Raw genomic sequence first — 12825 nt, 5'->3', positions numbered from 1 at the left:
GGAGTGAACCGTGGACCCGCTCAAGACGAGTGCTCTCATCAACGACACCTACCGGCGATACTTGCGATCGATCCTGCCCGTACGGGACCCGAAGATCGCCGAAGCATTGGCTGCGGAGATCACGAACAGCCCGATCCTGACCAAGGGTCCGCTGCTGGAAGCAACGCCGCCGTACCAAACTGGTGCCACCCTCCGGGAGCTGATCGAGGAGAAGGTGCTGGGTGAGGAGTTCGCCAAGCTCGGAGGCCCCGCGCTGCCACTGGACCGTCCGCTCTACCTGCACCAGGAGCGAGCGCTGCGAAAGGCCACGGCCGGGCGGAACCTTGTCGTCGCGACAGGTACCGGTTCGGGCAAGACGGAGAGTTTCCTACTCCCAATCCTTGACTGCCTGGCGAAGGAGCATGCGAAGGGTGAGCTTGGCCCGGGTGTGAGGGCGCTGCTGCTCTACCCGATGAACGCCCTGGCCAACGACCAGCTGAAGCGCCTCAGGCAACTTCTGGCGGCGGTGCCGTACATCACTTTCGGACGCTATACCGGCGACACACCCGAACAGGCGGACAAGGGCGCCGCCCATTTCGAGGAGCTCAACCCTGGACAGCGACGCCTGACGAACGAGTTGCTGAGCCGGGAGGAGATGCGCGACAGTCCTCCGCATATTCTTCTGACGAACTATGCGATGCTGGAGTACCTGCTGCTCCGCCCCGCCGACATGGATCTCTTCGAGGGCGACCACGGCGGGCACTGGCAATTCATCGCGCTCGACGAGGCCCACGTCTACGACGGCGCGAAAGCCGAGGAGCTCGGCATGCTGCTGCGCCGCCTGCGCGATCGGGTGGCGCCCGAGCAGCGGCTGCAGTGCATCGCCACCAGTGCCACTGTGGGCGACCAGCCAACAGCGGTCATGGATTTCGCGAAAAAACTGTTCAACGTCGACTTCGAGTGGGTCGACGGCAACGAGAATCGCAAGGACCTCGTCAGTGCGACGCGGGTGCCCATGCCAGATGGGCCGTTCTGGGGACCGCTCACCGCACAGGACTACCGGGAGCTGGCGCAGAGCGACGATTCTGGTGAGGAGCTGTTCTGGCGAGCGGACGGCGACTACCCCGACGCCGGTACGGCTCTCGCCCACGAGCACGCCATGGCCACGCTTCGCGGCGCCCTCTCAGGCGGACCGCAGTCGTTCGACAAACTCGCCCAACTGATCTTCGGCGGCCAGGACGATCCCGAGTCCGCGCTCTCCGCCTTGGTGCAGGTCGGCAGCCGGGTCCACGACACGTCCGGCACCTCCGTGCTCTCGGCCCGGTACCACCTGTTCGCCCGTGCCACCGAGGGCGCCTTCACCTGTCTGACGGGCGCCGGACCGCACGTCTCCCTCGGCAGGCACGAAGTCTGCACTTCGTGCGACGGCGCCATGTTCGAGCTCGCCGGCTGCAAGCGGTGCGGTGCGGTGCACCTGATTGGTGCGGTGGAGATGTCGGCCGGTGGCGCGGTCTTCACCCCCCGGATCAAGCACAAAGACTCTAGAACCTGGCTCCTGATCGGTGACGCTCCCGAGGTCGCCGACGAGGACGACGTGACGCTTGAGCCAGGGCCAGAGACCGACGCGCAGGACGGCCACCTGTGCCCCCGATGTGGCGCGTTGCATGCCATTCTCCCTATGACCTGCGGACGCAACGGTTGCGGCGAGACGCAGCTGCGGCCGGTCAGGCGCCTGAACACCAAGGCCAGTTCCCCAACGGGCTGCCTGGCCTGTGGCGCCAGGGGCTCCGGGCAAATCCGGCAGTTCGAGAGCGGAAACGACGCAGCGGCAGCCGTCCTGGCCACCGCGCTTTACCAGGAGCTGCCTCCTGCGCCCGACGACGACATCGCCGACCAGCCGGGAGGAGGCCGAAAGCTACTAAGCTTCAGCGACAGTCGACAGCAGGCGGCATTCTTCGCCCCCTACCTGGAAAACAGTTACACCAACCTGCAGCAACGCCGCCTGATCCTCGACGGGCTCACCAGGGCGGCCAAGACTGATGACAGGGTCCCTGTCGTTGACCTGCTCCATCATGCGACCAGGGCCGCGACCGATGCAGGTGTCTTCCAGCGCAGGGACAGCTCCCAGACGAAGCTGCGTGCGGTCTCTCTCTGGTTGATGCGTGAGCTGGTCGCGATGGACGAGCGCCAGTCGTTGGAGGGCCTCGGCCTGATGCGCGTGGAGCTGGAACGAGATCCCCGGTGGAAGCTGCCGCCGCCGCTCCTCGGCCTTGGGCTTTCCGAGGAGGAGTGCTGGACCTTGCTCGCCGAGTTAACCCGCTCCCTGCGGAACCAGGGCGCGATCACCATGCTGGAGGATGTCGACCCTCGCGACGAGGCGTTCGACCCCCGGCGCGGCCCTATCTACGTCCGCAAGGACGGAGCCGAGCCGAAGCTCAAGGTGCTCAGCTGGGTGCCGACGCGAGGAGTCAACCGGCGACTCGACTACCTCAAGCGGGTCCTTCAGGCGGTCGGATCGCCTGTTGATCCGAAGGAGGTGCTGGGGAAACTCTGGGATCTGCTCACCAGCATGAAGGACGGCTGGTTGCCTAAGGACCAGGTGCCGAGGATCGGCGTGGTGCACCAGGTCAGCCATGCCCACCTGATGCTCTCCCCCGCCGCGGAGATCTACCGGTGCGACCTCTGCAGGCGCATCACGACCGTGACCGTGCGAGGGGTGTGTCCCACCCTCGGCTGCGCAGGCACACTGGTCGAAACGACGACGGACTCCGATCACTATCGGACGCTCTACCAGACCATGTCTCCGATCCCGCTGGTCGCCCAGGAGCACACCGCCCAGTGGACCGGCAACGAGGCCGCCGACATCCAGCAGAAGTTCCTGCGCGGCGAGGTCAACGTGCTGTCTTGCTCGACGACGTTCGAGCTCGGCGTCGACGTGGGCGAATTGCAGACGGTCATGCTGCGCAACATGCCGCCGACGACGGCCAACTACATTCAGCGCGCCGGACGGGCCGGACGGCGGGCCGACTCCGCGGCACTCGTGCTGACCTACGCCCAGCGAAGGTCCCACGACCTGTCCCGATACCAGGAGCCCGAGACCATGATCGCGGGCCAGGTGCGCGCGCCGTACGTGCCGCTGGGCAACGAGCGGATCGACCGCAGGCACGCGCACTCGGTCGCGATCGCGGCGTTCTTCCGCCACGCCAGGGCAACCAGCGGGGAGGTCTGGCGCACGGCTGGCGAATTCTTCCTCGCCCCCGATGGTGGCAAGGACGCGCCCTCCACCCTGGTGGCGAACTTCCTCACCCCCGTGCCCGAGGAGATCACCGCGTCCCTCCGACGGATCTTGCCTCCGTCGGTGCAGGCCGAAATCGGGGTGGAGTCAGAATCCTGGATGATCGTGCTGTGCGATCTCCTGGAGAAGGTACGGCAGGAGCTAGCGCAGGACATCGAGACGTTCGAGCAGCGCATCAAGGAGTGCGCGGACAACAAGAAGTTCGACCAGGCCGCACGCTACCAGCGAACCATCAACACCCTTACCCGGCGTAACCTGATCGGCTTCCTGGCCAACCGCAACGTGCTGCCCAAGTACGGCTTTCCGGTGGACACCGTTGAGCTGCGAACTGCCCACTGCGACAGCTCGGTCGGAGCACGGCTGGAGCTGGACCGTGACCTGTCCAGTGCGATCTACGAATACGCGCCCGGCTCAGAGGTCGTCGCCGGTGGCGTGTTGTGGCGTTCGGCTGGTCTCTATCGCCTTCCCGGTCGGGAGCTGATTAGCAACTACTACTACGTGTGCAAGCACTGCCAGCACTTCCGGCAGGGCAGCGAGACGCTCGATCCGGTCTGTCCGGCCTGCGGCACGACCGCCGACTCGCAGGCGCGCGAGTACTACGTGCCGGAGTTCGGCTTCGTCGCCGAGTACAAGACGGCCAAGCCCGGCATGAGCCCGCCGAAGACCTCATGGAACGGGGCCACCCACGTGGTGTCGCTCGCTGCCGAACCGGTCGAGCAGATCTGGCGGGCGACGAACGGGCTCTCCGTGCAGTGCCGCTCCGGCTCGCGCGGCAAGATGGTCGCGCTGGCCGAGGGGCCGACCGGCGGCGGGTACCTGATCTGCGACTGGTGCGGGTGGGCGACGCTCAACTTGGGCCGAGGCAAGCAGGCAGCCACGCACATTCACCCCATGCGGCAGTCCGAGTGCAAGGGCAAGCTGCGCTGGCGCTCACTCGCCCACACCTACGAGACCGACATCATGCAGCTGCGTCTGGAGTCTCTGGGACTTTCCATGCCGCAGTGGGTCTCCACCCTCTACGCCCTGCTCGAGGGAGCCGCGAATGGCCTTGAGATCAGCAGGAGTGACATAGACGGGGCCGTCCACCCGGGCGGCGATGGTGAGACCAGCCTGGTGATCTACGACTCCGTCCCAGGAGGAGCCGGATCGGTGATGCGCATCGCTGAGTCGCTGGACCGCGTCGTCGAGACCGCGTTGAAGCGGGTCTCCGACTGTGACTGCGGTGAGGAGACCTCCTGCTACGGATGCCTGCGCAACCGACGCAACGAGCGGAGTCACGATCTGCTGCGCCGCGGCGAGGCGGTCAAGGTCCTCCAGCTCCTAACCGGGGACGGCTCACTAAAAGTCGAGGAACTACCACGTTAAGTCACACAAGATAGGGTTCCATTCGTAGATCATCATCTATAAACTTGTACGATCGTTTGCCAAAAGTGCTCGGGCAAGGTTTGTGTGGAAAACGAGATGCGCTCAACCGCGCGCGGGTGGGGCACATCTTGTCCGCGGCAGGCATCTGATCGACCAGGATCTCCCGCGATTATGAGGCAAAGGGTGAGGAATGTCTGGGTCTCATCGCTGGCAGGGCCCTCGCTCGACGTTCCCTTGGGAAGAAGAGGCCCTCAAGCACATCCGTGACCGCATGCCGGATGCTGAGCCGTACCGGGCCTGGCAAACCTTCACCTTCACCGCGCAGTCCGGTCACCCCCGCGAGGTCGACCTGCTCATCGTGACCCAGGGCGGGCTCTACCTCGTAGAGATCAAGAGCCACCCCGGCAAGGTCGTCAACCAGGGCAGCACCTGGCTGTTCAGCTCCGACCGCGTCCGCTCCATCGAGAACCCGCTCGAGCTCACCAACCAGAAGTGCAAGGAGCTCAAGAGCCAGCTCGAGTGGGCGATTGGGCAGCTTGGCCTGCGCAACTTGCGCCTCCCCTACATCGCGCCCGCTATCTTCCTGTCCGACCCCACGTTGGAAAGCCGCCTCGACGACATTCAGCAGCTCAACGTCTACGGCCGTGACGACAAAAACACCGGCCTGCCCGGCATCTGGAAGGACCTGCTCGGCCTGCCTCCGCGCAGCGAGCGCAACCGCGTCGACCCGGCGTTCTCACGCAAACTGCCTGAGATCCTGGAAAAGATCGGCGTCACCGCCCTCCGCAGGCACCGCAAGGTCGGGCCGTGGGAGCTCGCGCCCAGGTCGCTGGACACCGGGCCCACCTGGGAGGACTACCTCGCCGAGAGCACAGCCCTGGCGGGTCAGCACCGGCGGGTGCGCATCTACCTGTCCGAGCTGCGCGCCACCAAGGATGAGCGCGAGGCCACTCGCAGGGTCGCCCGTCGCGAGTATCTGGTCCTACAGGGCATCGACCACCCTGGCATCCTCAAGGCTCTTGACTTCAGCGACGAGCACGACGCCGGCCCCGCCGTACTGTTCCCGCACAAGCCAGGCTGGCTGCGCCTAGACCACTACATGGCCGAGTACGGCGCACAGCTCGACGTCGACACGCGCCTGGACATGATCCGGCAGCTGGCCGAGGCACTCGACCATGCCCACCGACGGCATCTGTTCCACCGGGCGCTGGCCGCGCGCAGCATCTGGGTGGAGTTCCATTCGCAGGGCCGTTACCCGAAGCTGATAGTCGCCGACTGGCAGACCGCCCTTCTCACCCACACCACCTCGCCCGCCAGGCAGACCCTCACTCAGCATGCGGCGCCCGCGCTGGCCGGACACATCGAGAAGGCCGCCCAGGCATACCTCGCGCCGGAGTTCGTCCAGCCGCAGGCCGAGAGCGTGCCGCTGGACGTGTTCGGCCTCGGCGCCTGCGCCTATCTGATCCTGACCGGCCGGCCACCAGCGGACGGCCGCGGCGAGCTGATGAAGCGGCTCGCCGAGCGCAACGGCCTGGTGCCCAGCGCGGTCGCCGACTCGATGGACCCGCTGATCGACGAGCTCGTCAGGGACGCCACCCGGCCCGAGGTGTGCGACCGGATCGAGACGGTCCGCGCCCTGCTCCAGCGCCTCGACCTGGTCGAGGAACGGCTCACCGCCCCCGAGGAGGAGGACCCGCTCCAGGCTGCGCGCGGTGCCGTCATCGGCGAGTGGAGGATCCTCGGCACGCTGGGCAAGGGTTCCACGGCTCGCGCCCTGCTCGCCGAGCGCACCGTGGAGAAGGCAACCCAGCAGGCCGTGCTCAAGGTGGCGCTCAACGACGCGGCCATCCCCCGGCTGGAGCGCGAGGCGGCGGTTCTGCGCCGCCTGCGCGATTCGCACATCGTCCGCCTCGTCGAGGGCCCGAGGGAGCTCGGCGGGCGCACCCTTATCGTGCTCGACCGGGCCGGCGAGACCACGCTCGCCGACTACCTGCGCAGCGACGGCCAGCTCTCCATCGAGGAATTGGAACGTTACGGCGATCACCTGTTCGCCGCCGTCGACTTTCTCCAGGGGGAAGGGGTACGACACCGCGACCTCAAACCGGACAACCTCGCCATCCGCACGCTGCCCAACCGGCAGACCCGCCTGGTGCTGTTCGACTTCTCCCTCGCCGACGCCGACGAAAAGGCCGTCACCGCCGGCACCCCGCCCTACCTGGACCCTTTCGTCGGCTCTGATCGGCGTCCGGTCTACGACGACCACGCCGAGCGGTATGCGCTCGCCGTCACCCTGCACGAGATGGCCAGCGCCGAGCATCCCGCCTGGGGTGACGGCGCGACCGAGCCGAAGCTGCTCGACCCGTCCGAGACCGTGCCGCAGCTCGCCGAGGACCGGTTCGACGCCCAGATCCGCGAGGGCCTGGTGGAGTTCTTCACCGCCGCCCTGGCCAGAGATGCGGGCAAGCGCTTCCGCACGCTGCTGGAGATGCGTGACGCCTGGCGGGACGTGTTCCGTGCGCTGGAGGACGCCCGCCCGCTGACCACGACCACCACGGGTCACGACGAGGCGATCGACCCAATCGAGGCCCGTGACCGGGCTGCCGAGGCCGCAACTGAGCTGACCCCGCTGGCCGCCGCTGGACTCACCCCGAGAGCCTTGTCAGTCGCCTTGAACAATCTCGGCGCCGAGACAGTGGGCCAACTCATCAGGATCCCCGGCACTCGTGTCCAGCGCTTGCGCGGCGTGGGTGTCGCCCCTCGCAACGAACTGCTCAAGCGCGCCCGCGAATGGCGCCGCCGGTTCCAGATCACCGAGTTGGCCCAGGCCAGCGCTATCGTCAAACGGACAGCCAAGTCCGAAGAGGCTCCCAAGCCGAAGGCTGAGGAGTACGGCGCGCTCAACCTCGACGACATCGTCAGCCGCCTGGTGCCCAAGGCCACCAGGACCAAGCCCGGTGACGCGGCGGACGCGGCCGACAACGCGGCCAGGGCTGTCCTCCTCACCCTGGCGTTACCCGGCCTGGACGGCAGCCCGTCCCCGGTCAAGCCGTGGACCCCGCAGAAGGAGATCGCCGAACAGCTCGGCGTCTCAGCCAGCTACATCGCGCACCTGATCGGCAAGGCACGCGAGCGCTGGGCCAAAGAACCCACCGTCACCGCCCTCCGCCACGAGCTGCTCGACATCCTCACTCAGAACGGCCGCGTCATGGAGGTGTCGGAGCTCGCCACCGAGTTGCTGGCCCGCCGCGGGTCCACGCTTGACGGTACGGCCGCGCGTCTCGCCCTGGCGGGTGCGGCGGTGCGGGTGGCAATCGAGACCGAAGAGCGGCTGGAGAACCCCCGGCTGCTCAAGCGGCGCAAGGGCGCCGACCGGGTGCTGGTGGCGCTCGTCGCCGAGGACGACCCGACGCTGCCCAGCGACGCCCAGCTCCTGGACTACGCGCTGCTGCTCGGCGCGAAGGCCGACGAGCTGTCCCGCCGGGATCCGCTGCCGGTGACCGCCGCCGCGCTGCGGGCGCTGCGCGGCGTGGCCGTCCCCGAGGGTATGCCGCCGTTGCCTGACACCCGCCTGGTCTCCCTCGCCGCAGCCTCCTCCGCGCACGCGGCGGTGACCCCCCGGTTCGAGATCTATCCCGTCGATCTCGATCCCATCCGCGCCGTACGGCTGGCGCAGGTCGGTGGCATGCTGTCGGCCGCGATCAAGCCGGAGGAACTGCGGGAGCGGGTCCTTTCTCGGCTTCCCGCGCTGACCGGCTTCCCCGATCACGCCGGCGGCCTGCGCAAGGTCCTCAAGGACGCTGGGCTCTCCGTCGAGATCGACGCGGGCGGCCGCTACTACGTGCCATCGACAACCCTGGTGACGCGCATCCCCAGCACAACCACCCGCACCGCGACCGGGCTGCCCGGGCTCCTGCCGCCGTCGGAGGCGATCTCCCGGCTCGCCACGGTGGCGGAGCGCGGCGGCTTCCTCGTCATCAAGGCGAGGATCCAGCAGGCGGCGTCCCTCCCCGGCCTGCTCGACGCGATGCCCGAATTGTCGGTTTCCCGGGTGAACGTGACGGAAGAGTTCGTCACCGCGCTCCGCGAGGTGCGCGACCAGTGGGGCGTGCCCGAGTGGCCGGATGTGCTGTCCACCGACACATCCGACGCGCCCCCCGAGGACCAGGTCGGCCTGGCCGACATGACCACAGAGGCGTTCGCGCTGGTCGAACAGCGGATCATGGCCCGGGAGGGGGTCGTGCTGCTGCACGACGCCACCCCGTTCTCCCAGCGTGACCGGGGCACGAAGGCCATCTCCCGGTACGCCGGAGGCCCCGAGCTGCTGGCCAGGCTCGCCGACGCCGCCCGCAGTGCCGGGGAGACCCCGCACGGCGTGTGGCTGCTCGCCCCGATGGCCGACCCCCGCGAGCGGGCTCAGCTCGACGGCCAGGCGATCCCTGTGATCCCTGGCGGCAACGAGGAGCTGGCCCTGTCCCGCGAGGCGATGGCTGCTCTGCTCGACGCCCTTCCCGACACCCCCCGGAGAGCTTCGTGATCAACCGTACGGCGCTGCTGACCGACCTCCGCAAGCAGGTCGCCACGCTGGAGAACGACCTGCGGACCTGCGCCGCCGAGGACGCCGCAGTGGATACGCGACTGCGAAGCGAGTGGGACGCCGCCCGTACGGCCTCGCGCACGGCGGCGACGTTCGAGTCATGGCTGGATGACCGGGTTACCCAGGCCGCGGTGGCCTGGGTGCTGGGAACTGTGTTCCTGCGATTCTGCGAGGACAACCGGCTGATCAACCTGCCCTATCTGGCGGGTCCGGGTGAGCGGCTGGACATCGCCCAGGAGCGGCAGGGCGACTTCTTCAAGGCGCACCCGGAGAAGACTGACCGTGACTGGATCCTGGCCGGATTCAACGCGATGGCGATGTCTCCGGTAGTGGCCGGACTGTTCGACTTTGAGCACAACCCGATGTGGATGATCGCCCGGCCCGCTGCCGAGGACAAGTCTGTGCTGTCCGCCGAGGCCCGGTGGCACGCCGCCGCCGCCCGGCTGGCGGGGCCTTCACACCCGGTGGCGCAGGCGCTGCTGGCGTTCTGGCGGACGACCGACGCCGACCGGCAGATCGTCCACGACTTCGCCAGCGAGGACACCCGGTTCCTGGGCGACCTGTATCAAGACCTGTCGGAGCACGCCAAGAAGACGTATGCCCTGCTCCAGACGCCGGAATTCGTCGAGGAGTTCATCCTCGATTACACGCTGACGCCGGCCCTCGACGAGTTCCGTGAGGAGTTTCTCAATGGTAAATTCCGGCTGATCGACCCGACTTGTGGTTCCGGGCACTTCCTGCTGGGGGCGTTCAAGCGGGTCCTCTCCCGGTGGGAATTGGAGGCTCCGGGCGCTGACCGCTGGGACCTTATCCGGCGGACCCTGATGTCGGTCCACGGCATTGACAAGAACCCGTTCGCCTCGGCCGTCGCCCGTTTCCGCCTCCTGATCGCCGCCCTCCAGGCAGGCCAGGTCACCTCGCTGGACAAGGCCCCTGAGTTCCCCATCAACGTCGCGGTCGGCGACACCCTACTGTTTCGCCGCGAACGCCAGGGCCAGGGCGCCATCACCGAGGTGGACGCTTTCCTTTTCGCCACCGAGGATGTAGCCGAGTATGTCCAGCGCTGTGACATCCTCGCCCCCGAGTCGTACCACGTGGTCGTCGGCAACCCGCCCTACATCACGGTCAAGGACAAGACTGAGAACGAGCGCTACCGGACGCACTATGAGACTTGCGCCGGAACCTACGCACTCTCTGTTCCCTTCGCCGAGCGCTTCTTCGACCTGGCCACATCCGGCAGAGACAACCGTCGAGGAGCTGGTTACGTCGGTCAGATCACGGCTAACTCCTTCATGAAGCGGGAGTTCGGCAAGAAGCTGATCGAAGAGTTCTTCTCCACAAAGGTGGACCTTACCCACGTTATCGACACTTCTGGGGCCTACATCCCTGGCCACGGCACTCCCACGGTCATTATCATCGGGCGGAATCAGGAGCCTGCGAACAGAGCCATCCGCACCGTTATGGGCATCCGAGGTGAACCAAGCCAGCCCCCGAACCCAGCCGATGGCAAAGTATGGCGAGCGATCGTCAATCAGGTTACTCATCCAAGCAGTGAAAGTGCGTGGGTGAGCGTCGCAGATCTTCAGCGAGAAGCGCTGCACGAACACCCATGGAGTCTCAGCGGAGGTGGCGCTTCGGAACTATTAACGGCGATTGAGCGCGTCGGCATCACCTCCCTTGGCGCCAAGGCTGAACTTGGGACGAGCGCAGTCACCCGGGACAACGAAACCTTCATCGTGGGCGAGGGCGCTCTGCGCCGGTCAAAGATCAGCAAGCCACTTCGCCGCTCACTGCTGGATGGGGAATATCTTCGGGACTGGAGCTTCGCTGGAGACGTCCAGGCCATTTGGCCATACAATATCTCGTCACTTGAACCGGCAAGCTCCCCCGAAGTTGAGAAATTCCTTTGGCCTTTTCGCACACAATTGAGAATTCGCGTCGCATTTGGCAAGACGCAACTAGAGCGCGGGCTGCCGTGGACGGCATACTCCATGTTCTTTACGAAGAGGCATGGCGGACTAACTATCACATTCTCTTTCGTTGCAACCCACAACCATTTCGTTCTAGATCGGCAAGAGAAAGTCTTCAACCGAACCGCTCCTATTATTAAACTGCCAAAACGTAGCACGGAGGATGAGCACCTGGAGTTGCTGGGGGTGCTAAACAGCTCGACCGCGTGCTTCTGGCTCAAGCAGGTGAGCTATCCCAAGGGGGGCGACCCTATGGGGGACGAAGGGGCTCGCGTTAGCGCCGAGTCCTGGTCGGATCGATACGAGTTCACCGGGACCAAGTTGCAGGAGTTCCCGCTGCCTGCCGTACTGCCGTTGGAACTCGGGCGGGAGCTAGACCGGCTCGCCCAAGGATTGAGTCAGGCTGAGCCGTCGGCTGTCTGTTCGCAAGCCGTACCGACCCGTGGCCGACTGGACGCAGCGCAGAGCGAGCACGCCCGACTCCGAGGCCGGATGGTAGCGCTCCAGGAGGAGCTCGACTGGGAGGTCTACCAGCTCTACAGCCTCATCGATGAGCACGAGGCCGCTGAGCTTCGCTTGGATGCGAAAGCCGTACCGGGGCTGAACCTCGGCGAGCGGGCCTTCGAGATCGTGCTCGCGCGGAAGATGGCCGCCGGGGAGGTCGAGACGCAGTGGTTCGCCCGGCACGGGTCTACGCCGATCACCGAGATCCCTGAGCATTGGCCTGAGGACTACAAGCGGGTCGTCGAGAAGCGGATCGCAGTCATCGAGAAGCGCCGCGACATCGCGCTGATTGAACGCGCCGAGTGCAAGCGCCGCTGGGCTTCCGAACCCTGGGAGAAGAAGGCACGCGAGGCCCTGACGACCTGGCTGTTGGACCGCTGCGAGGACAGAGAGCTGTGGTTCGCACCGGATGAGTACAGCAAACCACAGCCCAGGCCGATGACCGTGAACCGGCTGGCCGACAAGCTGCGTTCCGACGCCGACGTGGTGAACGTGGCCCGCCTTCTCAAGGGCCCGGACGCCGACCTGGCCGACGTGCTCGCCGAGATCATCGCTGACGAGCACGTGCCATACCTCGCTGCGCTCCGTTACAAGGACACCGGCCTGCGCAAGCGTGCCCAGTGGGAACGCACCTGGGACCTGCAGCGCGAAGAGGACGCCACCGGCGAGCGCCTGAACATCCCGGTTCCCCCCAAGTACACCAGTGCCGACTTCCGCAAGACCGCCTACTGGCGTAACCGCGGCAAGCTCGACGTGCCCAAGGAACGGTTCATCTCCTACGAGAACGCCGGCTCCGAGTCCGACAAGAGCCTGCTGCTCGGCTGGGCGGGATGGGACCACCGCGACCAGGGCTACGCGCTGATGATGCTGATCGAGGAGCGCGCCACCCACGACCTGTGGGAGGCCGACAAGTTCACCCCGCTGATCGCGGGACTGCACGAGGTGCTGCCCTGGGTGAAGCAGTGGCACGCCGACATCGACCCGGACCATGGCGACTCCTGGGCCAATGCCCTCAGCGGCTACCTGGAGGGCCAGCAGCTCAGGTACGCCCTGACCGACGACAACCTGAAGGCGTGGCGTCCGGCGGCGACCGGCCGCGGGCGGAAGAAGGCATGACG

3 protein-coding genes are annotated in these 12825 nt (G+C 66.6%); all 3 read left to right on the top strand.

Features of this window, described 5'->3' with window-relative positions; genetic code table 11:
* Positions 1 to 10 precede the first annotated feature (10 nt).
* A complete protein-coding gene (locus tag AB0J71_RS38180; RefSeq protein WP_364418922.1) occupies positions 11 to 4639 on the top strand; it encodes a DEAD/DEAH box helicase in 4629 nt (1542 codons plus the stop codon).
* A 190-nt stretch (positions 4640 to 4829) separates the two neighbouring features.
* On the top strand, positions 4830 to 9173 hold the full coding sequence (gene pglW, locus AB0J71_RS38175; protein WP_364418920.1) for a BREX system serine/threonine kinase PglW: 4344 nt from the start codon (positions 4830 to 4832) through the stop codon (positions 9171 to 9173).
* The gene (gene pglX, locus AB0J71_RS38170) at positions 9170 to 12823 is read left to right on the top strand and encodes a BREX-2 system adenine-specific DNA-methyltransferase PglX (protein WP_364418918.1); all 3654 of its coding nucleotides are present in this window, start codon (positions 9170 to 9172) and stop codon (positions 12821 to 12823) included. Before pglW ends, pglX begins: the two co-directional genes overlap by 4 nt.
* Positions 12824 to 12825: the final 2 nt, after the last annotated feature.

The organism is Nonomuraea sp. NPDC049637 (genome assembly GCF_040675235.1).
Lineage (GTDB): Bacteria > Actinomycetota > Actinomycetes > Streptosporangiales > Streptosporangiaceae > Nonomuraea.
The sequence above is the reverse complement of the archived record's forward strand: the minus strand, read 5'-3'. Positions and strand labels throughout refer to the sequence as shown.